Below are 24,847 nucleotides of genomic sequence, written 5' to 3' on the forward strand. Positions count from 1 at the left end.
GGGTCTGCCTTTGCTGCACCATCTCCGTCGCCCTGGTCACCGTCTCTCCTCCTTGTGTCTGGCCCAGCGTTACGCCTGCTGGCGGCCGCCGCCGTTCCCGCCGCCACGGCGACGACGTTGACGGTTGGCACTCGGTTGGTCGTCGCCGCCGCGACGCGACCCCTGGCCTCGCGCTTGGCCGCTGTCACCGCGACGCTGGCCGTTGCCGCCACGGCCGCCGCCACCGCGCCGGTTGCGGCCGTTCTCGATGGGCTCGGGCTTGGCGTTGGGGTCGGGCTCGAAGCCGGGCTCGATGCGCTTCTCCAGGTCGCGTTTGATCAGCCGCTCGATGCCCCTGAGCAGGCCGTGCTCGTCGACGCAGACCAGCGACACCGCCTGGCCCTCGCTGCCGGCGCGGCCGGTACGGCCGATGCGGTGGACATAGTCCTCGGCGACGTTGGGCAGCTCGAAGTTGACCACGTGGGGCAGCTCGCTGATGTCCAGGCCCCTGGCGGCGATGTCGGTGGCCACCAGCACCTGAAGGTCGCCGCTCTTGAAGGCGGAGAGGGCCTTGGTGCGCGCCGACTGGCTCTTGTTGCCGTGGATCGCCATGGCCGGGATCGCCTGCTTGGAGAGCTGCTCGGCGAGGCGGTTGGCGCCATGCTTGGTGCGGGTGAACACCAGCACCTGGTGCCAGTCATGCTGCTGGATCAGGTGGGCGAGCAGCTCGCGCTTCTTCTCACGGTCGACCCGGTAGATCGCCTGGTCGACGGTCTCGGCGGTGGTGTTGCGTCGTGCTACCTCGATCTTCTCGGGACGGTCGAGCAGCTTGCCGGCGAGCGCCTGGATCTCGTCGGAGAAGGTCGCCGAGAACAGCAGGTTCTGGCGCTGCTCGGGAAGCAGGCGAAGTACCTTCTTGATGTCGTGGATGAAGCCCATGTCGAGCATGCGGTCGGCCTCGTCCAGCACCAGGATCTCCACTTTGGAGAGGTCCACATGCTTCTGCTGCTGGAGGTCGAGGAGCCGGCCGGGGGTGGCGACGAGCACGTCGAGGCCCGGGCGGATCGCGTCCACCTGGGGCTGCTGGCCGACGCCGCCGAAGATGACGTGGCTCTTCAGGGTGAGGTGGCGGCCGTAGTCGGCCACGCTCTCGCCCACCTGGGCGGCCAGCTCGCGGGTCGGGGCGAGGACCAGGGCGCGCACCTGGCGCTTGCCGGGGCGCGGGCCATCGGCCAGGCGCTGCAGCATGGGCAGGGTGAAGCCGGCGGTCTTGCCGGTGCCGGTCTGGGCGCTGGCCAGCAGATCGCCGCCCTTGAGCACGGCGGGGATCGCCTTGCGCTGGATCGGGGTCGGGGTGGTGTAGCCCTGTGCCTCGACGGCACGCAGCAGTTCGGCACGCAGGCCGAGTTCGGAAAAGGTCATGCGGTCTCCGCAGAACGCCGCGGCCGTGCCACGCAAGGCGCGTGGCCAGTCCCGGGCCGGGGCGTGAGAAATTCGGGGGTCAGGTCGCGACAGGAGGGACTCGCTTGGGTGCCGCGTGGTCGCATTATGCCAGAACGCACGCCCCGGCGCAGCTTTTCGTGCAATCACGGATGGCAGCAACGCTCAAGGCGTTGCCGGCGACAGGCCTTTCCGGGGGCGCTGTGAACCCCTCTCTGGGCGCTACCTCGGCCGTCCCTGGTCCTGCGGACTCCCTCCAGGCCTGCCCCCGGCGCCTTTCGCTATCACCGGATGTCTATCTTGGTGGTCCTTGCGGCCGTGTCCGGCGGATGGCCGTGGCGAGCTCGTCGGCGACCGCGTCCCAGCCTTGACCCAGGGCGCGCACCAGCGCCGGGTAGCCGTCCGCCGCCAGCGCCATCTCGGCCGCCAGGCCCTGCATGGCCAGCAGGGTGCCGTCGGCATCCTCCAGGCGCCAGCGCCCGCCGATCACCGCCAGGCCGTCGTGGCGCCCCTGGAAGCGGTCGATCTCCAGGGCCAGGCGCAGGCTGTCGCCCTCCGCCTGGCCGGGACGCTCGAGGACGACCCGGGTGTCGGGCAGACGCGCCGCCAGGCGGTCGCGCAGGCCGCGCTGCAGCTGGGCCGAGAGCGCCTCGGCCCACTGGTGGCCGTTGGCCTCCACCAGGGTGATGTCGTCGACCTGCATGACGATGCCCTCGACATCCAGGTAGTGGGCGAGCCGCGGCGGGGCCAGGCGCAGCTCGTGGGCCGCCTCGGCGCCGCCGGCGGCGGTGACCTCCACCGCCGGCAGGGTGTAGCGCTCGGGGGCCGGCGTGCTGCTGGCGCAGCCGGTGAGGGCGGCCAGTGGCAGGGCCATCAGCAGGGGGAGTAGCCAGCGCCTTGCGGTCATCTCGGGGTCTCCTGGGGTGCGTGATTCGGGCTCGCTCTGCTCGCTTTCCTCACTCTCGCGGTGCCCGGGGGACGGGGTCCTCCGCGTCCAGGCTGTCGAAGAGCAGGGCGCGGGGGTTGTCGGAGAGGGTCCTCGCCACCGGCTGCAGGTCGCGCATCAGCCGCTCCAGGCGCTCCACCGCGCCAACCAGCTGCTGGTAGGCGGCGGACTCCGGTGAGACGCCCTCCAGGGTGTCGCGCAGCTCGGCCAGGGTGGCGTTGAGGTTGGCGGGCACCTCGCGGGTGCCGGGGTCCTCGATCAGTTCGCGCAGCGAGGCGGAGAGGGTGCGCACCTCCGCGAGCATCGCCTCGGAGCTCTGCAGGTTGCGATCGAGGCCCTCGAGCAGCGGCTCGACCTTCAGGTCGTTGAGCTTGGCCAGCAGCTCGGTGATCTGCGACTCGATCAGGGCGAAGCCGCCGGAGGTGGTGGGGAAGACGCGCTGCTCGGCGAAGGTCAGCGGCTCGTACTCACCCTCCAGCTCGCGCTGGAAGTTGAGGTCCACGAACATCGCCCCGGTGAGCAGGTTTCCGCTCTTGAGGGTGGCGCGCAGCCCCAGGTCGAAGAAACGTTCGTAGCGTGTGCGCCACTCCTCGATGTCCACCTCGCGGTTCTCGATCCCCAGCCGCTGGGGTTCGATGCGGATCAGCACCGGAATGGCGAAGCCGCTGCGCCCGGCCGGCTGCTCGGCGGTGAAGTTCCAGGGCACCGCGGCCACGGTGCCGACACGCACGCCGCGGAACTCCACCGGGGCGCCGCGGGAGAGACCGCGCACCGAGTCGTCCACCAGCAGCACGAACTCCAGGTAGCGGTTGAAGGTGCCCTGGCGGGCGTCGTCCTCGTCGGCGTAGAGCCGGAAGGTGGCGTCGGGCTCCACCTGCTGGCCCAGCGGCAGGTCCTCGGGAACGCCGAAGGTGACCCCGCCGCCGAGCAGGGCCTCCAGCGACTCCACGTTGACCCGGAAGCCCTCGGAGTCGAGGCGCAGGTCGACGCCGCTGGCCGACCAGAAGCGGGTGCTGTCGGTGACCAGGGTGTCGTAGGGGGCCTCGATGAAGATGCGGTGCTGCATGCGCCGGGTGGCGGCGTCGAAGGTGGCCTCCTCCACGCGTCCCACGGTGTAGCCTTGGTAGGTGACCGGGTCGCCGACCCTCAGCGAGTTGCCCAGCTGGCTCACCAGGTTGATGCGCAGGCCGTCGGCGCCCGCCGGGGCCACCGGCGGCTGGTCGCTGACCTCGAAGCGGCGCGCCTCCACCTCGCTCTGGCCCGGCTCGAGCTGGATGTAGGCGCCGGAGAGCACGGTCCCCAGGCCGCTGATCCCCTCGCGGCCGACCCGCGGCTTGACCACCCAGAAGCGGCTGTCCTCGACCAGCATCGGCTCGCTGTCCGGGCTCATGCGCGCGGTGATTACGGCGCTGGTGAGGTCCTCGGAGAGATGCATCTGCTCGACGCGCCCCACCTCGACGTTGCGGGTCTTAATCAGGGTGCTGCCGGCCTCGATGCCCTCGGCGTTGGCGATGGTCAGGGTGATCTGCGGGCCGCGGCTGCGGTAGTTGTCCCACACCAGCCAGGCGCCGATCGCCAGCGCCACGATGGGCACGATCCAGATCGGCGAGAAGCGCGCCTGGGGGGAGGGACGGGCGCGGTGCAGAGGGGAATCGGCGTCTTCTTGACGCGTAGCGTCGTCACTCATCCCGGGGTTCCTTCAGGGTGTCGTCCATGGGCAGGCGCGCGGGGCTCGATCTCGTCCGTCGGCAGCGGGCTGTCCCACAGCAGACGCGGGTCGAAGGTCATGGCGGCGAGCATGGTCAGCACCACCACGCCGCCGAAGGCCAGGGCGGCGGGGCCTGGCTCGATGGACATCAGCGCCCCGGCGCGGATCAGGGCCACCAGGATGGCGACCACGAAGACGTCGATCATCGACCAGCGGCCGATGAACTCGGTCAGCCGGTAGAGGCGGGTGCGGGCCGCCGCGTTGAGCTCGCTGCTGCGTTTCACCACCAGGCAGAGCCAGGCCAGCGCCACCAGCTTGCCCACCGGCACGATCACGCTGGCGACGAAGATTACCGCCGCCACCGGCCAGGAGCCCATCTGGATCAGCTCCACCACGCCGCCGATGATAGTGGAGGGGTCGCTGCGCCCGAGGCTGGTGGTGGTCATGATGGGGTAAAGATTGGCCGGCGCGTACATCAGCGTGGCGGCGGCCAGCAGCGCCCAGGTGTATTGCAGGCTCTGGGGACGGCGTGCGTGCAGGCGCTCGCCGCAGCGTTCGCAGCGGCCGTGGCCGGCGGCGTCGAGCTGGCCGATCAGCCCGCAGGTGTGGCAGCCGGTGAGGCCCTGGCCGGCGGCGGTGGTGCCGGTGCGGGTGCCCTGGGGGGCGCGCGGCTCGCCGGCCAGCGAGAACCACATCCAGTCGGCGTCCAGCGACTGGCTGGTCATCAGCAGCAGCACGGCGAAGGCGCAGAAGGCCCAGAAGGAGGGCCCCAGGTCGACGTCGGCCATGCCGGCGATCTTGATCAGGCTGACCAGGGCCCCGACGATGAAGACGTCGGCCATCATCCAGGGCGTCAGCTGGGTCAGCGAGCGGGCGAGGGTGCGGCTGGCCGGTAGCGGGGCATCCCGCAACAGCCCCAGCTGCAGCCAGATCACCCCCGCCAGGTAGAGGGCCGGCAGCACGATGATGGTGAGCACCACCGCCCCGGCCACCACCGGCTGGTGGAAGCCGATCAGGGTGGTGGCGGTCTGGGTCAGCTCGATGCGATTGCCGATGCCCCCCACGCTAAAGCTGATGAAGGGGAAGGCGAGCGCCAGCCCCAAGGCGATCAGCGCCGCCAGCGCCAGCGCCATGCTGCGCTGGGCGGGGCGGAAGTGGCGGGTCACCAGGGTGTGGCCGCAGCGTGGGCAGTCGGCCTTCTCCCCCGGGCGCAGCGGCGGCAGCGCCACCACCCAATCGCACTCCTCGCAGCAGCGCAGGCGTCGCCGCGCCCGCGCCTCGGGCGGCGTGCGCTCGACCCGTGGCGCCTCGCCCTGGAGCAGCGTCGGGGGCGTCAGGCGTCCACGGAGGCGAAGGGGGGAGTGGGCCAAGGGCGGTCTCTCTCGGGCGGTCTCGGTCGGGTGGCGTCGGGCCTGCGGCGAGTGCAGGCCTTTCCGCGGCGCCCGGCACGGGCTTACACTGCGGCGTGCCGCGGTCTGGATGAAGTGTGACATGTCGCCGCGGCCTCTACCATACGCTGGCATTCAGCGCTGAATGTAACGGGGATCCCGATGATAGTACCTGCGGTAGCGGTGGTGGCAGGCCTGGTCCTGCTGGTGTGGAGCGCCGAGCGCTTCGTCGACGGCGCGGCGGCCACCTCATCGCGGCTGGGGCTCTCGCCGCTGCTGATCGGCATGCTGGTGATCGGTTTCGGCACCTCGGCGCCGGAGCTGGTGGTCTCGGCGCTGGCGGCGGGGCAGGGCAATCCCGGCCTGGCGCTGGGCAATGCTTACGGCTCCAACATCGCCAACATCGGCCTGATCCTCGGCCTGGTGGCGCTGGTCTCGCCGCTGGCGGTGCACTCCGCGGTGGTACGCCGCGAGCTGCCCGTGCTCGGCGCCGTCACCCTGCTCTCGGCGCTGCTGATGTGGGGCGGGATGATCGGTCGCCTCGAGGGGGCCCTGCTGCTGGGACTTCTCGCCCTCTTCATGGGGGTGAGCATCTGGCGGGCCCGTGGCGAGGGCGGGGACCCGCTGGCCGCTGTGACCGAGGAGAGCCTGGAGGTTCACCCCATGAGCCTCAAGGCCGGCCTGGCCTGGACCGGCATCGGCCTGCTGCTGCTGGTGGTCAGCTCACGGATCCTGGTATGGGGGGCGGTGGCCATCGCCCAGGGCTTCGGGGTCAGCGACCTGGTCATCGGCCTCACCGTGGTGGCGGTGGGTACCTCGCTGCCCGAGCTGGCCTCCTCCATCAGCGCCCTGCGCCGCCGCGAGCACGACCTGGTGCTGGGCAACGTGGTGGGTTCGAACCTCTTCAACACCCTGGGGGTGGTGGGCCTCGCCGCGGTGATCACCCCCATCGAGGTGGGTCGCGAGGTGCTGCTGCGCGACTGGAGCCTGATGACCGCCATGACGGTGATGCTGGCGGTGTTCGCCATGGGCTGGCGGGGCCGCGAGGGGCGCATCAACCGCTACGAGGGGGCGGCGCTGCTCTCGATGTTCGTCGCCTACACCGCCTGGATGGTCAACCTGGTGGTGACCGGGGGCGGCTGAGGCGAGGCGGGTGCGACAAGGCGCCACGCAACTTCCTCGCCCACCTGCCTGTCGAGACGGGTAGACTGTTCCCAAGTTAAGGATTAATTGAATAATTAAAATGCACTTTCGAGGCGCTGTCATGCGCCTCGCCACGGCCTGCTAGGCTGAAGCGGTACCTCAGGTGGCCAGGTGGAATGCGTCATGGTGTCGGCGAGACTCGGCACCAGAGGCACGACACGCTTCCCAGCGTGCATCCGCATCCCTTGCGTCCGGCTCGTGTCACCCCTGAACCGAGGCAAGCGTCATGGAACTGGATCCCCTCCTGCTGTCGCGACTGCAGTTCGCCTTCGTGGTCTCCTTCCACGCCATCTTCCCGGTGTTCACCATCGGCCTGGCGTCCTACATCGCCGTGCTCAACGGCCTCTTCTACAAGACCGAGAACCCCGCCTGGGACCGCCTGGCGCTGTTCTGGACCCGGGTCTTCGCCGTGGTCTTCGGCATGGGGGTGGTGTCGGGCATCGTGATGTCCTTCCAGTTCGGCACCAACTGGAGCAACTTCTCCCACGCCAGCGCCAACTTCCTCGGGCCGATGCTGAGCTACGAGGTGGTCACCGCCTTCTTCCTGGAGGCCGCCTTCCTCGGTGTGCTGCTGTTCGGGCGCGGCAAGGTGCCCCAGGGGGTCCACCTCTTCGCTGCCATCATGGTGGCCGTGGGTACCTTCATCTCCTCGTTCTGGATCCTCTCTGCCAACAGCTGGATGCAGACCCCGGCGGGGGTGGAGCTGGTCGACGGCCGCTTCCACGTCACCGACTGGGCGGCGGCGATCTTCAACCCCTCCTTCCCCTGGCGCTTCAGCCACAAGGTGATGGCGTCGTTCGTCACCGGCGGCTTCGTGGTGGCCGGGGTCAGCGCCTGGTACCTGCTGGTCGGCCGTGACGTCGAGGCCAACCGCCGGGCGCTCTCCATGTGCCTGTGGCTGCTGCTGGTGCTCACCCCTGCCCAGGCGGTGATCGGCGACTTCCATGGCCTCAACACCCTGGAGCACCAGCCCACCAAGGTGGCCGCCATGGAGGGTAACTGGGAGACCCAGTCGAACGTGCCGCTGCTGCTGGCCGCCTGGCCCGACCAGCTGGCCCAGGAGAACCGTTTCGAGCTCGGCATCCCCAACCTGGCGAGCCTGATCCTGACCCACCACGCCGACGGCGAGGTGCCGGGCATCCGCGAGGTGCCCCCGGAGGAGCAGCCGCCGGTGTGGCTGGTGTTCTGGTCGTTCCGGGTGATGGTGGGCATCGGCCTTCTGATGATCGCCGTGGCCGTGGTCGGACTCTGGCTGCGTCGCGGCGGCCGGCTCTACCGTCACCGCGGCTTCCTGCAGGTGCTGCGCCTGATGAGCGTGACCCCCTTCGTTGCGGTGCTGGCGGGATGGTTCGTCACCGAGACCGGCCGCGCGCCCTGGCTGGTCTACGGCATCATGACCCATGCCGAGGGGCTGACGCCGTCGCTCACCGGCGGCATGGCGCTGTTCACCCTGGTCGGCTATGTGGCGGTCTACGCCGTGGTGTTCGCCTGCGGCACCTACTACCTGACCCGGGTGGTGCGTCAGGGCATGCTGCCCGAGTCGCCCGATGACGATGGCGCCGAGGCGCACCACGCCAAGCGTCCCCTCTCCGCCGCCAACGCCCGCTTCGACGACGACGCGGCCCCGACCTGGAGGCAGTGACATGGCATCCTTCGACCTCTCCCTGATCTGGGCGCTGATCATCGGCTTCGGCGTGATGATGTACGTGCTGATGGATGGCTTCGACCTGGGGCTGGGCATCCTCTACCCCTTCGCGCCCAACGAGGAGGCCCGGGACGTGATGATGAACTCGGTGGCGCCGGTGTGGGACGGCAACGAGACCTGGCTGGTGCTGGGCGGTGCCGGCCTGCTGGGCGCCTTCCCGCTGGTCTACTCGGTCTACCTGCCGGCGCTCTACATCGGGGTCTTCCTGATGCTCGCCGGGCTGATCTTCCGCGGCATCGCCTTCGAGTTCCGCTTCAAGTCGCGGCGCAACCGGGTGTGGTGGAACCGCGCCTTCTGCTGGGGCTCGGCGGTGGCCGCCTTCGCCCAGGGGGCCGTGGTGGGCGCCTATATCCAGGGCTTCCCGGTGGAGGACTTCGTCTACGTCGGCGGCGCCCTGGACTGGCTGACGCCCTTCACGCTGCTCACCGGGCTGAGCCTGATGACCGGCTATGCGCTGCTCGGCGCCACCTGGCTGATCCTCAAGTCCGAGGGCGAGGTGCAGCGCTGGGCCTACCACATCACCCCGGCCCTGCTGGTGGCGGTGCTGGTGGCCTTCGCCGCCATCAGCGTCTGGACTCCGCTGGTCGACCCCGCGGTGTTCGAGCGCTGGTTCGACCACCTGCACCTCATCTGGGTGCTGCCGGCGCTCGCCCTGGGCTGTGCGGCCTGGCTGGCGATGGCGGTGCACCGGCGCCAGGAGGGGCAGCCCTTCGTCGCCACCCTGGGGCTCTTCCTGTTCACCTACCTGGGCCTGGTGGCGAGCAAGTGGCCGGTGATCGTGCCGCCGGACTACACCATCTGGGACGCCGCCTCGGCCCCCGAGTCTCAGCTCTTCCTGCTGATCGGCGTGCTCTTCGTTATCCCCATCGTGCTCGCCTACACCGCCTGGACCTACTGGGTGTTCCGCGGCAAGGTCCGCCCCGGCGACGGCTACCACTGAGCGGTGGCCGAGGCGCCTGAGTCGCGGCGGGCGGCGCGCTGGCTGGCGGCCCATGCCGCCCTCGAGCGGCGCCGCCTCGCCCTGGCGGTGGCCACCGGCCTGGTGGCCACGCTGGCCACCCTGGCCCAGCTGCTGTTGCTGGCCCGCTTCGTGGGGGCCCTGCTGGTCGATGAGGCGCCGCTCGCCTCGCTGCTGCCGCTGGCGCTTGCCATGCTGGGACTGGTCGTACTGCGCAGCCTGGCGCTGTTCGCACAGGAGCGCCAGGGGCTCGCCGCCAGCCTGGCACTGCGCCACCGGGTGCGCGGCGAGCTGCTCGACCACCTGGCACGCCTGGGGCCGGCGGGGCTCGCCGCGCGGCACACGGGCGCGCTGGCCAGCCAGCTGGTGGAGCAGGTGGAGGCGCTGGATGGCTATGTGGCGCGCTACCGGCCCCAGCTCCTCCTGGCACTGCTGCAGCCCCTTGCGGTGCTCGTCGCGGTGGCCTGGCTCGACTGGCTGGCGGCGCTCTTCCTGCTGCTGTCCGCCCCGCTGATCCCCCTGTTCATGGCCCTGGTGGGCATGGGTGCCGAGCGCCTCAATCGCGAGCAGTTCGTGGCGGTCTCGCGCCTCTCCGGCCACTTCATCGACCGGGTGCGGGCGGTGGCCACCCTGCAGCTCTTCGGCCGCACCCGGGAGGCCACCGCCGAGGTGCATGCCGCCGCCGACGACTACCGCCGGCGCAGCCTGCGCACCCTGCGCCTCGCCTTCCTCTCCTCGGCGGTGCTGGAGTTCTTCGCCTCGGTGGCCATCGCCGTGGTGGCGATCTACGTCGGCTTCGGCCTGTTGGGCTACATCAGCTACGGCCCCTCGCCCCAGCTCACCCTCGCCAGCGGCCTGGCGGTGCTGCTGCTGGCACCGGAGTTCTTCCAGCCGCTGCGCGTGCTTTCCCAGCACTACCATGACCGCGCCGCGGCCCTGGGCGCCGCCGACGGCCTGGTGGCACTGCTCGACGAGGACCCCGATGCCCTGCGCGGCAGCGCCGAGGCGGCCCCGCCGGCGCCGGCGGGCCGCCTGGTGGTGCTGGAGGGCGCCTGCGTCGACTACCCCGGGCGCGGTCGCGTGCTGGGGCCCCTGGACCTCACCCTCAGCCCCGGCGAGGTGGTGGCGGTGACCGCCCCCTCGGGGGGCGGCAAGTCGACCCTGCTCCAGCTTCTCGCCGGCTTCCTGGGCCCCGCCGAGGGGCGGCGGTGCACGGCCCCGGGGCTGCGTTTCGCCTGGCTGGACCAGCGACCGCTGCTGGTGCAGGGCAGCCTCGCCGACAACCTGCGCCTGGCCGCCCCCCGGGCCGATGACGCCCGCCTCGTCGCGGCGCTGGAGCGCGCCGGCCTGGGCGAGCTGCTCACACGCCTGCCGGAGGGTCTCGCCACGCCCATCGGGGAGCGCGGCGCCGGGCTCTCCGGGGGCCAGGCCCAGCGCCTGGCGCTGGCCCGGGTCTTCCTCTCCGACGCCCCCCTGGTGCTGCTCGACGAGCCCACCGCGAGCCTCGACGCCGACAGCGAGGCGGCGGTGGTGGCGGCGCTGCGCCGGCTGGCCCAGGAGGGGCGCTGCCTGGTGATCGCCACCCACCATCCGGCGCTGATGGCGCTGGGCGACCGGCGCCTGGCCCTGGATCCGCCGAGGGGAGGGACCGCATGAGCCGACCCCACGAGCCCCCCGCCGGCCTGCTCGCCGAGCTCGCCCCCTGGCTTGCCATGCTGGCCCGGCGTCGCGGGCGGCTGGCCGGCGGGGCGGGGCTGATGGCGCTGACCCTGGTCGCGGGGGTCGGCCTGCTGGCGCTCTCCGGCTGGTTCATCGCCGCCACCGGCCTCACCGGGCTGCTGTTGGCCGCGGGGGTGGCGGCGCGGCTGGACGTCTACCTGCCCGGGGGCGGCATCCGCGCCTTCGCCGTGACCCGCACCGTGGCGCGCTACCTGGAACGGCTCTACAACCACGACAGCGTGCTGCGCCTGCTGGCCGACCTGCGCGGGCGCCTCTTCGCCGTGGTGGCCGGCCTCGATGCCCATGCCCTCGCCCGGCGTCGGGCCAGCGATTGGCTCGGCCGCCTCACCGCCGATATCGACACCCTGGACAGCCTCTTCCTGCGCCTGCTGGCACCGGCGGGGGTGGCGCTTGCGGCGATCCTCGGCCTGGGCGCCTTCCTGGCCCTGTTCGCCCCCGCGGTGGGCGCCGTCGTGGCGGCACTGTTGCTGGCGGGCTGGGGCTGGCTGGTGGTGGGGCAGGCGCGGCTCGGCATGGCCGCCAGCCGGCGCCAGGTCGAGGGGCGCGACGCGATGCGCGGCCGCCTGATTGAGCAGCTGCAGGGGCTCGCCGAGCTCGAGGCCTACGGCGCCCTGGCGGAGCATCGGCGCCGCCTCGAGGCGCTCGAGGATGCCCTCTATCGGGACCAGCGCCGGCTCGGCACCCTGGTGGCGTTGGGCAACGCACTGGTGGCGCTGCTGGTGGGGGGCACGTCCCTGGCGGCGCTATGGCTCGCCGCCACGGCCTGGCAGGCCGGCGCGCTCTCGGGCCCTGTGGCGGTGATGATGCCCCTGGCGGTGCTGGCGATGAACGAGGCGCTGGCCGCCCTGCCGGCGGCTTTCACCTGGCTGGGGGCGCCCCGGAGCGCGGCGGCACGGCTCAACGCCCTGCGCCGGGCCGCCACGCCACCCCCGTCCGGGGAGGGCGACGCGATCCCGCCCGCCGGGCCCCTGGCGGTCGAGCTCGAGGCGGTGTCGCTGCGCTACCCCGGCACGGTGCTGCCGGCCCTGGAGCGGCTCTCCCTGCGCCTGGCCCCCGGCGAGCGGCTGGCGCTGTGCGGCGCCTCGGGGGCGGGCAAGTCCAGCGTGGCGTCGCTGCTGCTGCGCCGGCTCGCCCCCGACGAGGGGCTGATCCGGCTCGGCGGGGTGGCGCTCGCGGCCTGGCCTGAGGAAACCCTGCGCCGACGCGTGGCGGCGCTGACCCAGCGGGTCGACCTGCTCGACGACAGCCTGGCCGCCAACCTGCGCCTGGCGGACCCGCAGGCGGAGGAGGGGGCGCTGTGGGCGGCGCTCGCCTGGGTCGAGCTCGCCGACTGGGCGGCGGCGCTGCCGGAGGGGCTCGCCACTCGGGTGGGCGAGGGCGGCCGGCGCCTCTCCGGCGGCCAGGCGCGCCGACTGGCGCTGGCGCGGCTCTACCTGATGGCGCCCGACCTGGTGCTCCTCGACGAACCCTTCGCCGGCCTCGATGCCGAGACCGTGGTGCGCCTGGGCTCGCGCCTCGATGCCTGGCTCGCCGGTCGCACCGTGCTTTTCCTGGTGCATCAGCTGGATGGCGGTGCCTTCGACCCGCCGGGGATCGATCACGCCCTCACGCTGGTCGAAGGACGGCCGGGGGTCTATACCTGAGCCAACGCCGCGCCCCCAATTCGACCTCAAGGAGTACCCCATGATCCTCAGGGATATCGGCCCGCGTCGGGCCCGCCGCCGCCCGCTGCGCCTCGCCGTGGCCTTCGCCGGCCTCACCATCGCCCTCACCACGGTGGCCTTCTCCGCCACCGCCCAGGCCGAGGGGCTGGCGGTGACCGCCGTCACCCTCTCCTCGGGCGGCCTCGCCGAGGTGGAGCGCCGCGCCACCCTCGAGGGGGACGGCACCCTGCACCTCGACGTGCCCCTGGAGCAGGTGGACGACGTGCTCAAGAGCCTGGTGGTGCGCGACCCCGCCGGTCGCCTCGAGGGGGTGAGCCTCGATGGCCTGGCGACCCTGGAGGAGACCTTCCGTCGGCTGCCCTTCGGCCCCGGGGACCTCGGCTCGGTGGCGCGCTTGGCCCAGGCGCTGCAGGGGGTCGAGGTGCGCGTCAGCGCCGCCGGCCAGCGCCTGGAGGGGCGGGTGCTGGGCGTCGACGAGCGGCGTGACGCGGAGGGGCGCGTCACCCGCACCCTGGCGCTGCTCGATGCCGAGGGCGCCGTGGCGACCCTGGCGCTGGGCGACGATGCCCGGCTGGAACTGCTCGACCCGTCGCTGCGCCAGCGACTGGGCGAGGCCGCCGCGGTCAGCGCCCGCGCCCGCACCGACGAGATGCGCCGCCTGGCCATCGCCCTCGACGGGGAGGGCGAGCGCGAGGTGTCGCTGACCTATGTGGTGGCCGCCCCGGTGTGGAAGAGTGCCTACCGGCTGCTGCTGGAGGGCGACGAGGCGGCCCAGCTGCAGGCGTGGTCGGTGGTGGAGAATGCCAGCGGCAGCGACTGGGACGACGTCGTCCTGACCCTCTCCAGCGGTGCCCCGGTGACCCTGACCCAGCGCCTGCTGGCGCGCTACTGGGCCGAGCGCCCCGAGGTCCCGGTGGGCACCGATGCCATCGCGCCGGTGCGCCCCGACGAGGGCGCCATCAGCGCGCCCCGCGCCGCACGACTGGAGTCCGCCATGGCCTTCGGCGCCGATGCCGCGGCGCGTGCCCAGGCCGCCCCCTCGGCACCCGCCCGACCCGCCGAGGTGCGCGAGGGCGCCACCGCCGCCACCTGGCGCCTGCCGGCTCCGGTGGACCTGGACGCCGGGCGCACCCTGTCGCTGCTCTTCGTCGACGCCGAGGTGCCGGCACGGCGCGTCTCGCTCTACCAACCCGAGCGCGGCGAGCGCCACCCGGTGGCCGCGGTGCGCCTGGAGAACACCACCGGTGCCTGGCTGCCGCCGGGGCTGGTCACTGTCTACGACGCCGGGCTGGGCCATGTGGGGGATGTCGACCTGCCCGGCATCCCGGCCGGCGAGTCGCGCCTGGCGAGCTTCGCCGCCGATCGCCAGGTGCGGGTGGTGGAAAGCAGCCGCCCCGAGGAGCGCCTCGAGCGGATGGTGATCGTCGACGGCGCCCTGCGCCTGACCCACATCTCCCGGCGCATCACCCGCTATGCGGTGGAGAACGATGCCCGGGAGGCCCGCGAGGTGCTGATCGAGCATCCCCGCCGCGAGGGGTGGGAGTTCGCCTCCGAGGCACTCGTCGAGAGCACGCCGAGCCACCGTCGCCTGGCGCTGCGCCTGACCGCCGGGGAGAGCGGCGAGGTGACGGCCGTGGAAACCCTGACTCGCCGCCAGAGCGTGGCCCTGGCGGATGCCGGAGTGGCGCAGCTGGTGGAGTGGCGCGAGGCCGCCGAGGGGGAGACCGCCGAGGGGCTCGAGCGGGTGCTGGAGCGGCGCCGGGCCCTGGCCGAGGTGGAGCGTGAGCTCGAGGACATCGCCCGTGAGCGCGAGCGCGCCGTGGAGGGCCAGGCCCGGATCCGCGACAACCTGGCGGCGGTGGGCACCGACAACGCCCTGGGGCAGCGCTACCTCGCCGACCTGGAGGCCGCGGAGGAGCGCATCGCCGAGCTGGAGGCGCGGCGCACCGAGGCCGAGGCCGAGCGCGAGCGGCGCCGCGAGGCCCTGGCCGAGACCCTGCGCGACTTGCCATGAGGTGGTTGAAGGTCAAGAGGGCGTTGATATCGGGGACTTTGCGCGGCGGCCCGCTTTCTATCAGGATGTGGTGATAGGATCCGAGGAGAGCGAGATGAACCATGCGTGATTTCCTGACCCGCCTGCCCAAGGCCGAGCTGCACCTGCATATCGAGGGGTCGCTGGAGCCCGAGCTGATGTTCGCCCTGGCCGAGCGCAACGGGGTCGCGCTGCCCTACGCCTCGGTGGAGGAGGTGCGCGCCGCCTACGACTTCTCGGACCTGCAGTCCTTCCTGGACCTCTACTACCAGGGCATGAGCGTGCTGCACACCGCCGAGGACTTCCACAACCTGGCCATGGACTACTTCCGGCGCGCCCACGCCGAGGGGGTGGTCCACGTGGAGCTGCACTTCGACCCCCAGGCCCACCTGGCGCGCGGGGTCGAGCTGCCGATCGTCATGGAGGGGCTCTCCCTGGCGCGGCGCGAGGCGGCCCGGGAGCTGGGGCTCTCCACCGCCCTGATCATGGCCTTCCTGCGCGACCGCGACGCCGAGGAGGCGCTCAAGGTGCTGGAGGAGGCCGCCCCCTACTGGGAGATGCTCGACGCCGTGGGGCTGGACAGCGCCGAGCAGGGCAACCCGCCGGAGAAGTTCGTCGAGGTGTTCGAGCGCGCTCGGCGGCTCGGCATCCCGCGGGTGGCCCACGCCGGGGAGGAGGGGCCGCCCGCCTATATCCGCGGGGCGCTGGACCACCTCGGCGTGTGCCGCATCGACCACGGGGTGCGCTGCCTGGAGGATCCCGAGCTGGTCGCCCGGCTGCGCGACGAGCAGACCGTGCTCACCGTCTGTCCGCTCTCCAACGTGCGCCTCAGGGTGGTCGACCGCCTCGAGGATCACCCCTTGCCGAGACTCCTCGCCGAGGGGCTCAACGTCACCCTCAACTCCGACGACCCGGCCTACTTCGGCGGCGGCATGCTGGAGAACTTCCTCGCCTGCCAGCGCGCCTTCGGCTGGGACGAGGCGACCTTCCGCCGGCTGGCCGGCAACGCCATCGAGGCGGCCTTCGTCGACGAGGCGCGCCGCGACGAGCTGCGCCGCCTGCTGGCCGAGGCATAGCCCAGTCGCTACCTTGGCTTCCTGAAACGCCGAAGGGCCGCCCATGGGCGGCCCTTCGGCGTTTCGGTACCGGCGATCAGCCTCAGGTGGTGGCCAGCAGCACCACGCAGAGGGCCGCGGAGACCCACATGGCGGGGCGGATCTCGCCGGCCTTGCCGGTGGTCAGCTTGATCAGCACGTAGCTCAGGAAGCCGAAGGCGATGCCCAGGGTGATGGAGTAGGTGAGCGGCATCAGGATGATCGCCAGGAAGGCGGGGAAGGCCTCCTCGTAGCGGCTCCAGTCGATGCGGCCGATGGGCGAGAGCATGAAGAGCCCCACCAGCACCAGCGCCGGGGCGGTGGCGATGCCGGGCACCAGCGACAGCAGCGGCGACAGGAACAGGAAGGGCAGGAAGAGCATGGCGATGGTCACCGCCACCAGGCCGGTGCGCCCGCCCTGGGCGACGCCGGCGCCGGACTCGATGAAGGTCTGGGCGGCGCTGGTGCCGAGCGGCGCGGCGATCATCGAGGCGAAGGCGTCCACCGTCATGGAGCGCTTGAGGTTGCGGGGATTGCCGTCCTTGTCCTTGAGGTCCGCCGACTCCGAGAGCGCCATGAAGCAGGAGAGGGCGTCGAAGAAGTTGGTGAACAGCATCACGAAGATGAAGGGCAGGTAGGCGACCTTGAGCGCCCCCCAGATATCCACCTGCATCACCGCGCCGAAGTCGGGCCAGGCGGCCAGGCCGCTCCACTCGACGACCATCTCGCCGCCCCACAGCCGACCCATGGGGGTGGCCAGCAGGGTGGTCAGGGCGATGCCAAGGATCAGGGCACCGTTCATGCGCAGGATCACCATCACCGCGGTGGCCATCAGGCCGATGAAGAAGGTCAAAAGGCCCGGGCCGAAGCTGCCCAGGGTCACCAGGGTGGCGTCGCTGCCGACGATGAAGCCGGCGTTCTTGAGCCCGATGAAGGTGATGAACAGGCCGATGCCGCAGGTGATGGCGTAGCGCAGCGAGGCGGGGATCGCCTCGATGATCGCCTTGCGCACGTTGAACACCGCGAGCAGGGCGAACAGCACCCCGGACCAGAACACGCAGCCCAGGGCCACCTCCCAGGAGAGGCCGGCGCCCAGCACCAGGGTGTAGGTGAACAGCGCGTTCATGCCCATGCCCGGGGCCACCAGGATGGGGTTGCGGGCGTAGAGCCCCATGGCCAGGCTGCTCATGAAGCTGATCAGCACGGTGGCGGAGAGTGCCGCGGAGAAGGGGATACCGGCCTCGGAGAGGATCGCCGGATTCACTACGATGATGTACATCGAGGCCAGGAAGGTGGCGATGCCGGCGAGGATCTCGGTCCTGAGGCTTGAGCCGCGTCGGCTCACGCCGAAGAAGCGGTCGAGCCAGGGGGCGTCGGAGGCTGAGGCGGCGCTGGTCGCCTCGCCGGGAAGGGAGGAGGTCTCGGTTGTCATGGCGAACCCGTTGTTGTTGTGAGTGAACTTTGTCAGTCAGTCGTCGCGGCGGTGCTGGAGGCGCCCGGCCGCCCAGGTCTCGGCCACGCAGCGATCGTCGCCCATCATCATCAGCGCGAAGAGGGTCTCGGCCAGGCTGCGGCTGCGTGCCGTGCGCCGGGCCAGCAGCGGCGTGGCGGCGGGGTCGAGGACCACCAGGTCGGCGTCCATGCCCGGCGCCAGGCGGCCGATGCGATCGTCGAGCGAGAGCGCCCGGGCGTTGCCCAGTGTCAGTCCGAAGAGCCCCTGCCAGGCGGTCAGCGGCTGGCCGCGCAGCTGGCCCACCTGATAGGCGGCCTTGAGCGTGGCGAGCCCCGAGAGGTCGGTGCCGCCGCCCACGTCGCTGGCGTAGGTGACGTTGAGGGCCATCTCCCGGGCGGCCTGGCGGTCGAAGAGCCCGCTGCCCAGGAAGAGGTTGGAGCTGGGGCAGAACGCGAGGTTGGCGCCGCGCTCGGCGAGCCGCCCGCGCATCTCCTGATCGAGGTGGATGCCGTGGGCGAAGGTGCTGCGCGGGCCCACCAGGCCTGACTGCTCGTAGACCTCCAGGTAGTCACGGCTGCCCGGGAAGAGCTCGGCCACCCAGTCGAGCTCGCCGGTGTTCTCGGCCAGGTGGGTCTGCAGCCAGAGGCTTTCGTCGTTGCGCAGCAGCGCCCCGGTGGCGTCGAGCTGCTCGCGGGTGGAGGTGGGGGCGAAGCGCGGGGTCAGGCTGTAGCCGAGGCGCCCCTTGCCGTGCCAGTCGCCGATCAGACGCTCGCTGTCGCGGATGCCGCCCACCACGTCGTCGGTGAGCCCCGTCGGCGCGTGGCGGTCCATCAGCACCTTGCCGGCGAGCATGCAGAGGCCGCGGCGGTGGCTGGCCGCGAGGAAGGCGTCCACCGAGACGGGGTGGCTCGAGCAGAATACCTGGGCGGTGGTGGTGCCGACCCGCAGCAGCTCGTCGAGGAAGGCCTCGGAGAGCGCCGCCGCATGATCGGGGTCGGAGAAGCGCAGCTCCTCGGGGAAGGTGTAGTCGTTCAGCCAGTCGAGCAGCTGGCGCCCGTAGGAGGCGATGATCTCCAGCTGCACGTAGTGGACATGGCTGTCGATAAAGCCGGGCACTATCAATTTTCCCCGATGATCGATGATCTCGATGCCGGGGGGCAGGTCGGGGGCCAGGGTGGCGTAGTCGTCAACGGCACGGAGTCGGCCGTTCTCGATCCACACCGCGCCATCGGGGTGGTGGCGTACGCTGCCCGGCGCCGGGGTGTCGTCGTCGCCGGGGTCGGCATCGAAGCTCAGCAGTTCGGCGCGCAGCACGCGCGAGTCGTTGTGGGTCATCTCGTCAGGGGCTCATGAATGAAACAGGTCACGCAGCTCGGCGGGGTCGAGGCCGCGCTGGTCGGGGTGTTTAGCCTCGGCGGTCAGCGGCAGCAGCTCGGCGATGGTGGCCAGCGCGATGGCGTAGGGGCGCTTGTCGCCGCCGGAGTCGCCGATCGGGCAGCGTACCCGGGCCAGCGCCGACTCATCGTGGCCGGCGTCCCGCAGCCGCGAGCGGAAGCTGGCCCACTTGCTCCTTGATCCGATCAGGCCCAGCGAGACCGTATCGCCGCGGGCGAGAAGGGCATCCACCAGAGCGCGGTCCTCGGCGTGGTCGTGGGTCATCACCAGGGCGTGGCTGCCGGCGGGCAGCGCGGCCACGGCGGCGGCCGGGTCCGTGGTTCGCCGGCACTCCAGGCGCGGGATCTCCTCGCCCCAGGACGGGAAGGCGTCGTCGCGGCTGTCGTGCCAGACGATGCGCCAGCCCAGGGGGGCGGCCAGCCGCACGATCTCGCGGCCGACGTGGCCGGCCCCGAACAGCGCCAGGGTCACGGGGCTGCCCGGGAAGACCTCCAGCAGCACGTTGACGAAGCCACCGCAGCACTGGCCGCTGCGCCCGCCGAGGCTGAAGGCCTCGAGGCTCATGCCGGGCTCGCCGGCGGCCAGGCGGCTTCGGGCGGCCTCGATGGTCTGCCACTCGAAGGTGCCGCCGCCCAGGGTGTCGAAGACGTCATCCGCGGTGATCACCATCCGCGCCCCGGGCTCCCGGGGGGTGGAGCCGGCGCTGGTCACCTGGGTGGCCAGGGCATGGGGCACCCCCTCGCGCTGCAGCCGGTGCAGGGCGGCGTGCCAGCTCTCGGCCTGCCGGCTCATGGCGTCGACTCCCCGCGGCGGCGCAGCGCCTCGGCGGCCATCAAGACACGCTCCGGGGTGGCCGGGGTGTCCAGGCGTGGCGCCTCGCGGTAGGAGGTGAGGCTCGCCAGGGCGTCGCGCAGCGCCGACCACACCGAGATGGCCAGCATGAACGGCGGCTCGCCCACCGCCTTGGAGCGGTAGAGGCTCGCCATGGAGTTGGGGTGGCCCTCCATCAGCTCGACGTTGAAGCGCGGCGGCAGGTCGCCGAAGGTGGGGATCTTGTAGGTGGCGGGGCCATCGGAGATCAGCCGCCCGCCCTCGTTCCATTTGAGCTCCTCGCTGGTCAGCCAGCCCATGCCCTGGATGAAACCACCTTCCACCTGGCCGGCGTCGATGGCCGGGTTGAGGGAGTCACCGACGTCGTGGAGGATGTCGACCCCCTCCACCCGGTACTCGCCGCTCAGGGTATCCACGCGTACCTCGGCCACCGCGGCGCCGAAGGCGTAGTAGTAGAAGGGGCGCCCCTGGCCGGTCTGGCGGTCGTAGTGGATCAGCGGGGTGGCGTAGAAGCCCTTCTCGGAGAGCGAGACCCGCCCGAAGTAGGCCGTCTGCACTAGCTCGCCCCAGGGGATGCGCCGCTCGCTCTCACCCCACCCCGCCACCAGGTGGCCGTCCTCAAGGCGCATGCCTTCGCGGTCGAGGGCATGCCCTTGATAAAAGTGCTCGGCGGCGAAGTCGAACAGGCGTTCCTTGAGCCGCAAGCAGGCGTCCCGGGCGGCCATGCCGTTGAGGTCGGCGCCGCTGGAGGCCGCGGTGGGCGAGGTGTTGGGCACCTTGTCGGTGCGCGTGGCGGTGATGCGCACGGCGTCGAGGTCCAGCGCCAGCTCCCGGGCCACCACCTGGCAGATCTTGGTGTGCAGCCCCTGGCCCATCTCGGTGCCGCCGTGGTTGATCTGCACGCTGCCGTCGGTATAGACGTGGAGCAGGGCGCCCGCCTGGTTGAGGTGCTGGGCGGTGAAGGAGATGCCGAACTTCACCGGGGTCAGCGCCAGGCCGCGCTTGACCACCGGGCTCTCGGCGTTGAAGGCGGTGATCTCGCGGCGGCGTGTCCAGTAGTCGCTGCTCGCCTCCAGCCGCGCCACCAGCTCATGCAGCAGGCCGAGCTGCTCCACGCTCTGGCCATAGTGGGTAACGTCCCGACCCTGGCGGTAGAGGTTGCGCTTGCGGATGGTGAGCGGATCCTCGCCCACGCGCCGGGCGATGTCGTCCATGGCCGCCTCGATCACCATCATCCCCTGGGGGCCGCCGAAGCCGCGGAAGGCGGTGTTGGAGGCGAAATGGGTACGCGCCCGATGGCCGGTGACCCGGGCCGCGCCCAGGGAGTAGGCGTTGTCGGCGTGGAACATGGCGCGGTCGACGATGGCATCCGAGAGGTCCGGCGAGTAGCCGCAGTCGCCGATCACGGTGATCTCGCCGCCCTGGATCACGCCCTGCGCGTCCACCCCCAGCCGGTAGCGGTTGTGGAAGGGGTGACGCTTGCCGGTGACCCGCATGTCGTCGCCGCGGGGCAGGCGCAGCTTGGCCGCGCGGCCGGTGCGTCGGCTGACCAGGGCGGCGATGCAGGCCCAGGGCGAGGCCTGAGTCTCCTTGCCGCCGAAGCCGCCGCCCATGCGGCGCACCTCCACGGTGACGGCATGCAGGGGCACCCCCAGCACCTCGGCCACCAGCTTCTGGGTCTCGCTGGGGTGCTGGTTGGAGGTGTGCACCACCACGCCCTCGTCCTCGGTGGGGGTGACCAGGCAGGCCTGGCCCTCCAGATAGAAGTGCTCCTGGCCGCCGACGAACTGCTCGCCCTCCACCATCAGCGGTGCCTCGGCGAGGCTTGCCGCCCAGTCGCCGCGCTCCTGCACATGGGTAGGGCGCACGAACTCGCCGCGCTCGGCGGCAGCCACCGGGTCGAGGCTCGCCGGGCACTCGTCGATTTTCACGACGCCTGCATCAAGGGCCGCCTTCACCGCCTCCCGGGCGGCGCGATGGCTCTCGGCGGCCACCGCGAAGAGCACCTGGCCGGCGTAGCTGATCTCCTCCTCAACGAAGAGCGGATCGCCGGGAAAGACCGGGCCGATGTCGGTGTGGCCGGGCACCTCGTGAAAGCCCACGGCGTCCACCACGCCGGGCAGGGCGCGGACCCGGTTGAGGTCGAGGTGCCTCAGGCGGCCATGGGCCACCGGCGAGAGGGCGAGCGCCAGGTGCAGGCAGTCGGCCGGCACCTTGAGGTCGTCGATATAGGCGGCCCGGCCGGTGACGTGCTTGATGGCGCTCTCGTGGGCGCGAGCGCTGCCGGCGCCGCCCTGGCCCAGGGTCTCGCGGGCGACCGGGCCCGAGCCCTGGATACGTCCCTCGAGGTCCCGGCGCGCCGCGGCGGCGTCGGTATCGAGGTCGACGTGACGGGTGTCGGGCGCCTTGGTGGAAAGCCTAGTGAGCGTACGCATCGAGCATCACCTCCCGGGCGCTGGTGGCTGTCGTGTCCTGGCCGTCGGCGGTTACCACCAGGCGCAGGCGTTCGAGCAGGTTGGCGGCGGAGAAGCGGCGGTAGTCGGCGCTGCCACGCACGTCGCTCATGGGCTGGAAGTCCTCCGCCAGGGCGGCGCGGGCCGCCGCGAAGGCCGCCTCGCTGGGGGCCTGCCCCTCCAGCGCCGCTTCGGCGGCCGCGGCGCGCTTGGGTATCGCCGCCATGCCGCCGAAGGCGAGGCGTACGTCGCGCAGCACGCCGTCTTCCAGGCGCCAGGCGAAGGCACCGAGCACCGCAGAGATGTCGTCCTCGCGCCGCTTGGAGAGCTTCCAGACCTTCAGGTGTCGTCCCGCCTCTGGCCTGGGCAGGAAGATGGCGCGGATCACCTCGCCTTCGCACTCCTTGTCCTGGTTCAGGGCGGTCTTCTTGTAGTCGAGGAAGAAGTCGTCGAGGGGCAGCTCGCGCTCGGCGATTTCCTCACCGTCTCCGGGACCGGCGAGCCATAGCCGCGCGCCCAGGGCGAGCAGCACCGGCGGGGTGTCGCCGATGGGGGAGGCGTTGGCGATGTTGCCGCCCAGGGTGCCGCGGTTGCGGACCTGGGCCGAACCCAGCCGATGCAGCAGGTGGGCGAAGGCCGGGTAGTGCTCGGCGAGCAGCGGCTCCAGGCGCGCATAGGTCACCGCGCCGCCGATCCACCAGCCGGCGCGGCCATCCGCGAGGGTGGTTTCCTCGAGGGCAGCGAGCTCGGCTACCCGGGTGACGTCCACCACCCGCGGGAAGCGGGCCAGACGCTGGGTCACCTCGAGCCACAGGTCGGTGCCGCCGGCGACGATCGGCGCCTCGGGGTGGGCACGGCGCTCGGCGATCAGCGCCTCCAGGGTCGTGGGCTGGATGAAGGCGGCCTCGGGCGTCGCCTCCGTCGCCGGGGCCGCGGCGTCCACGGCGAGGTCGAGCCACTCGTGACGCGCCTCGGGGTAGTCGCCCATGGCCAGCGCCGCGTCGCGGATCGGGCGGTAGCCGGTGCAGCGACAGAGGTTGCCGCCCAGCGCGGCCTCCAGGCGCTGCGGGGTCAGGGGCGCCGGACGCTCTCCACCTCCCCGTCGCTGGCTTTCATGCAGGGTGAATAGCGACATCACGATGCCCGGGGTGCAGAAGCCGCACTGGCTGCCGTGGTGCTCCACCATGGCCGCCTGGGCGGGGTGCAGGGTCTCGCCCCGGGCCAGCCCCTCCACGGTGACCAGAGCACGGCCCTGTAGCTGGTGGGCCGGGGTGATGCAGGCGTTGGCGGCGTGGTAGCGGGTCTTGCCGTCGGCATCGGGCGCGCCGATGGCCACGGTGCAGGCGCCGCAGTCGCCGGAAGCGCAGCCCTCCTTGGTGCCGGTCTGGCCCAGGGTGTCGCGCAGGAGCTCGAGCACGCTGGTGTCGGGCGAGGCCTCGCACCGGCGGGGCTGCCCGTTGAGCAGGAAGTCGATCATCGCCTTGTCTCTATTGTTGATTGCGACTCGTTGTTGCGACCGTCGATCGCGTCAGGGATTCGTCTCAGGAAGCTTCTTGACCATTCGGTCAGGAATGGTATCAGCATGGTCCAGATACCAGTGCTTTGCAAGCTTCCGGGGCATGCGGCAAACTCGCCGCAACCTTTCATATGGCCAGGAGGCGCTTGATGAGCCAGGGCGATGTCCCCGCGAACCCCAGGGGGGAGGGTGGCAACGGCGCTACCCGAGAGCGCAACGAGCGCGAGATCCTGGCCGCTGCCGAGCGGGTCTTCGCCGCCCACGGCTACCGAGGCGCCAGCCTGGCCACCATCGCCGAGCAGGCGGGGCTGCCCAAGTCCAACGTGCTCTACTACATGGGCAGCAAGCGGGGCCTCTACGTTCGCCTGCTGGAGCGGATGATGGCGCGCTGGAACGCCCTGCTCGACGACATCTCGGTGGACGACGACCCGGCCGAGGTGCTGGAGGCGTTCATCCGCAGCAAGATGCAGCTCTCTCGGCGCCATCCCGAGGGCTCGCGGCTCTTCGCCGCCGAGATCCTCGGCGGCGCCCCCTTCCTGCAGGAGTACCTGCGCGGCGACCTGCGCGACTGGGTGCAGGCGCGCGCGGCGATCTTTCGACAGTGGGCCGAGCGTGGCCTGATGGATCCGGTGGATCCGGTATGGCTGATCTTCCTGATCTGGTCGGCCACCCAGCACTACGCCGACTTCGAGGCCCAGGTGCTCGGCATCACCGACCGCGAGTCGCTAAGCGACGCCGACGTGGAGGCGATCACCGCCTTTTTGACCCGGGTGATCCTCAAGGGGTGCGGTGTGACGTCCAGGCCACAAGGCGCATGATAGGATGGATATGAAACAGGGCATGGTCGGTGGAGGCGCGACATGAACACGGCAAAGCAGGATGTACGGCAGATGCTCGAATCGCTGCCCGAGGATTGCTCCCTCGAAGACATCCAGTATCACCTCTATGTCACCGAAAAGGTCCGGCGTGGGCTCACCCGAGCTGAGCACGAGGGGACATTGAGTCAGGCACAGGTCGAGGAGAGGCTGGCCAAGTGGCTGCGACGCTAGTCTGGTCACCGGAAGCCCTCGAGGACCTTGAGCTTATCGCTGAGTACATCGAGCGTGATTCCGCGTTCTACGCATCGGCAGTGGTCGGCAAGCTGGTGGCCAAGGCGCGCGATATAGCCGAATTCCCCGACAGCGGCCGTGTTGTACCGGAATTCAAGGATCCTACCCTTCGAGAAGCCTTCGTTTATAGCTATCGTCTTGTTTATCAAAGTGGTGATGACACAGTGCTGATTGTCGCCGTCGTGCATGGTAAACGCCTTCTCGAGAACAGCGGTCGCTTCGAGTAAGCCAGC

General features: G+C 71.3%; 19 protein-coding genes. 10 read left to right on the top strand and 9 right to left on the bottom strand.

Going from position 1 to position 24,847, the window contains the following annotated elements; translation table 11 throughout:
• Positions 1 to 69 precede the first annotated feature (69 nt).
• The 4 genes from Q673_RS32755 to Q673_RS32770 all read right to left on the bottom strand — a co-directional run bounded on the left by Q673_RS32755 (position 70) and on the right by Q673_RS32770 (position 5,395).
• On the bottom strand, positions 70 to 1,401 hold the full coding sequence (locus tag Q673_RS32755) for a DEAD/DEAH box helicase (RefSeq protein ID WP_023006997.1): 1,332 nt from the start codon (positions 1,399 to 1,401) through the stop codon (positions 70 to 72).
• Positions 1,402 to 1,714: 313 nt separating this feature from the next.
• On the bottom strand, positions 1,715 to 2,326 hold the full coding sequence (locus tag Q673_RS32760) for a PqiC family protein (protein ID WP_023006998.1): 612 nt from the start codon (positions 2,324 to 2,326) through the stop codon (positions 1,715 to 1,717).
• 49 nt (positions 2,327 to 2,375) lie between these two features.
• Positions 2,376 to 4,052: an intermembrane transport protein PqiB gene (gene pqiB / locus Q673_RS32765; protein ID WP_023006999.1), complete on the bottom strand. Its 1,677-nt coding sequence runs from the start codon at positions 4,050 to 4,052 to the stop codon at positions 2,376 to 2,378.
• On the bottom strand, positions 4,049 to 5,395 hold the full coding sequence (locus Q673_RS32770; protein ID WP_200861422.1) for a paraquat-inducible protein A: 1,347 nt from the start codon (positions 5,393 to 5,395) through the stop codon (positions 4,049 to 4,051). Before Q673_RS32770 ends, pqiB begins: the two co-directional genes overlap by 4 nt.
• A gap of 228 nt (positions 5,396 to 5,623) precedes the next feature.
• Between Q673_RS32770 and Q673_RS32775 the strand changes: the two genes are divergently transcribed.
• The 7 genes from Q673_RS32775 to Q673_RS32805 all read left to right on the top strand — a co-directional run bounded on the left by Q673_RS32775 (position 5,624) and on the right by Q673_RS32805 (position 15,839).
• Positions 5,624 to 6,604: a calcium/sodium antiporter gene (locus Q673_RS32775; protein WP_031218580.1), complete on the top strand. Its 981-nt coding sequence runs from the start codon at positions 5,624 to 5,626 to the stop codon at positions 6,602 to 6,604.
• Positions 6,605 to 6,890: 286 nt separating this feature from the next.
• A complete protein-coding gene (locus tag Q673_RS32780) occupies positions 6,891 to 8,306 on the top strand; it encodes a cytochrome ubiquinol oxidase subunit I (RefSeq protein ID WP_023007002.1) in 1,416 nt (471 codons plus the stop codon).
• 1 nt (position 8,307) lies between these two features.
• Complete coding sequence (gene cydB, locus Q673_RS32785; protein WP_023007003.1) at positions 8,308 to 9,309, top strand: cytochrome d ubiquinol oxidase subunit II; 1,002 nt, start codon at positions 8,308 to 8,310, stop codon at positions 9,307 to 9,309.
• A 3-nt stretch (positions 9,310 to 9,312) separates the two neighbouring features.
• Positions 9,313 to 10,983, top strand: a complete 1,671-nt coding sequence (cydD, locus tag Q673_RS32790) for a thiol reductant ABC exporter subunit CydD (protein ID WP_023007004.1) — start codon at positions 9,313 to 9,315, stop codon at positions 10,981 to 10,983.
• Positions 10,980 to 12,710: a thiol reductant ABC exporter subunit CydC gene (gene cydC, locus Q673_RS32795; RefSeq protein WP_023007005.1), complete on the top strand. Its 1,731-nt coding sequence runs from the start codon at positions 10,980 to 10,982 to the stop codon at positions 12,708 to 12,710. Before cydD ends, cydC begins: the two co-directional genes overlap by 4 nt.
• A 40-nt stretch (positions 12,711 to 12,750) precedes the next feature.
• The gene (locus tag Q673_RS32800) at positions 12,751 to 14,745 is read left to right on the top strand and encodes a DUF4139 domain-containing protein (RefSeq protein WP_023007006.1); all 1,995 of its coding nucleotides are present in this window, start codon (positions 12,751 to 12,753) and stop codon (positions 14,743 to 14,745) included.
• Between the two features lie 101 nt (positions 14,746 to 14,846).
• Positions 14,847 to 15,839, top strand: a complete 993-nt coding sequence (locus Q673_RS32805) for an adenosine deaminase (protein ID WP_023007007.1) — start codon at positions 14,847 to 14,849, stop codon at positions 15,837 to 15,839.
• Between the two features lie 82 nt (positions 15,840 to 15,921).
• On the opposite strand, the gene Q673_RS32810 is transcribed toward Q673_RS32805, so the two are convergent.
• Genes Q673_RS32810 through xdhA form a run of 5 tightly spaced genes read right to left on the bottom strand, consistent with a single transcriptional unit; the run spans position 15,922 to position 23,466 of the window.
• Positions 15,922 to 17,289, bottom strand: coding sequence for an NCS2 family permease (locus tag Q673_RS32810; protein WP_023007008.1), 1,368 nt, complete (start codon positions 17,287 to 17,289; stop codon positions 15,922 to 15,924).
• A 36-nt stretch (positions 17,290 to 17,325) separates the two neighbouring features.
• Positions 17,326 to 18,645, bottom strand: coding sequence for a guanine deaminase (guaD, locus tag Q673_RS32815; protein WP_023007009.1), 1,320 nt, complete (start codon positions 18,643 to 18,645; stop codon positions 17,326 to 17,328).
• Between the two features lie 12 nt (positions 18,646 to 18,657).
• Positions 18,658 to 19,497, bottom strand: a complete 840-nt coding sequence (gene xdhC, locus Q673_RS32820) for a xanthine dehydrogenase accessory protein XdhC (RefSeq protein WP_023007010.1) — start codon at positions 19,495 to 19,497, stop codon at positions 18,658 to 18,660.
• Entirely contained in the window at positions 19,494 to 21,971 is a 2,478-nt protein-coding gene (gene xdhB, locus Q673_RS32825) for a xanthine dehydrogenase molybdopterin binding subunit (protein ID WP_023007011.1), read from the bottom strand. Before xdhB ends, xdhC begins: the two co-directional genes overlap by 4 nt.
• Positions 21,955 to 23,466 carry a xanthine dehydrogenase small subunit gene (xdhA, locus tag Q673_RS32830; protein WP_023007012.1) on the bottom strand — a complete coding sequence of 504 codons (1,512 nt, stop codon included), beginning with the start codon at positions 23,464 to 23,466 and terminating at the stop codon, positions 21,955 to 21,957. Before xdhA ends, xdhB begins: the two co-directional genes overlap by 17 nt.
• A 188-nt stretch (positions 23,467 to 23,654) precedes the next feature.
• Here xdhA and Q673_RS32835 point away from each other — a divergent pair, with 188 nt between their 5' ends.
• The 3 genes from Q673_RS32835 to Q673_RS36175 are packed head-to-tail and all read left to right on the top strand — an operon-like array spanning position 23,655 to position 24,841.
• On the top strand, positions 23,655 to 24,323 hold the full coding sequence (locus Q673_RS32835) for a TetR/AcrR family transcriptional regulator (RefSeq protein WP_023007013.1): 669 nt from the start codon (positions 23,655 to 23,657) through the stop codon (positions 24,321 to 24,323).
• Between the two features lie 42 nt (positions 24,324 to 24,365).
• Positions 24,366 to 24,554 carry a hypothetical protein gene (locus Q673_RS32840; RefSeq protein ID WP_023007014.1) on the top strand — a complete coding sequence of 63 codons (189 nt, stop codon included), beginning with the start codon at positions 24,366 to 24,368 and terminating at the stop codon, positions 24,552 to 24,554.
• Positions 24,539 to 24,841, top strand: coding sequence for a type II toxin-antitoxin system RelE/ParE family toxin (locus tag Q673_RS36175; protein WP_081712078.1), 303 nt, complete (start codon positions 24,539 to 24,541; stop codon positions 24,839 to 24,841). The genes Q673_RS32840 and Q673_RS36175 overlap by 16 nt, the downstream gene beginning before the upstream one ends.
• Positions 24,842 to 24,847: the final 6 nt, after the last annotated feature.

The organism is Halomonas sp. PBN3, assembly GCF_000475415.1.
In the GTDB taxonomy this organism is placed as follows: Bacteria; Pseudomonadota; Gammaproteobacteria; order Pseudomonadales; family Halomonadaceae; genus Halomonas; species Halomonas shengliensis.

Coding starts and splice junctions, on each gene's coding strand:
- Q673_RS32755 (WP_023006997.1), bottom strand. CDS start 1,401: ATGACCTTTTCCGAACTCGGCCTGCGTGCCGAACTGCTGCGTGCCGTC.
- Q673_RS32760 (WP_023006998.1), bottom strand. CDS start 2,326: ATGACCGCAAGGCGCTGGCTACTCCCCCTGCTGATGGCCCTGCCACTG.
- pqiB (WP_023006999.1), bottom strand. CDS start 4,052: ATGAGTGACGACGCTACGCGTCAAGAAGACGCCGATTCCCCTCTGCAC.
- Q673_RS32775 (WP_031218580.1), top strand. CDS start 5,624: ATGATAGTACCTGCGGTAGCGGTGGTGGCAGGCCTGGTCCTGCTGGTG.
- Q673_RS32780 (WP_023007002.1), top strand. CDS start 6,891: ATGGAACTGGATCCCCTCCTGCTGTCGCGACTGCAGTTCGCCTTCGTG.
- cydB (WP_023007003.1), top strand. CDS start 8,308: ATGGCATCCTTCGACCTCTCCCTGATCTGGGCGCTGATCATCGGCTTC.
- cydC (WP_023007005.1), top strand. CDS start 10,980: ATGAGCCGACCCCACGAGCCCCCCGCCGGCCTGCTCGCCGAGCTCGCC.
- Q673_RS32800 (WP_023007006.1), top strand. CDS start 12,751: ATGATCCTCAGGGATATCGGCCCGCGTCGGGCCCGCCGCCGCCCGCTG.
- Q673_RS32805 (WP_023007007.1), top strand. CDS start 14,847: ATGCGTGATTTCCTGACCCGCCTGCCCAAGGCCGAGCTGCACCTGCAT.
- Q673_RS32810 (WP_023007008.1), bottom strand. CDS start 17,289: ATGACAACCGAGACCTCCTCCCTTCCCGGCGAGGCGACCAGCGCCGCC.
- guaD (WP_023007009.1), bottom strand. CDS start 18,645: ATGACCCACAACGACTCGCGCGTGCTGCGCGCCGAACTGCTGAGCTTC.
- xdhC (WP_023007010.1), bottom strand. CDS start 19,497: ATGAGCCGGCAGGCCGAGAGCTGGCACGCCGCCCTGCACCGGCTGCAG.
- xdhB (WP_023007011.1), bottom strand. CDS start 21,971: ATGCGTACGCTCACTAGGCTTTCCACCAAGGCGCCCGACACCCGTCAC.
- xdhA (WP_023007012.1), bottom strand. CDS start 23,466: ATGATCGACTTCCTGCTCAACGGGCAGCCCCGCCGGTGCGAGGCCTCG.
- Q673_RS32835 (WP_023007013.1), top strand. CDS start 23,655: ATGAGCCAGGGCGATGTCCCCGCGAACCCCAGGGGGGAGGGTGGCAAC.
- Q673_RS32840 (WP_023007014.1), top strand. CDS start 24,366: ATGAACACGGCAAAGCAGGATGTACGGCAGATGCTCGAATCGCTGCCC.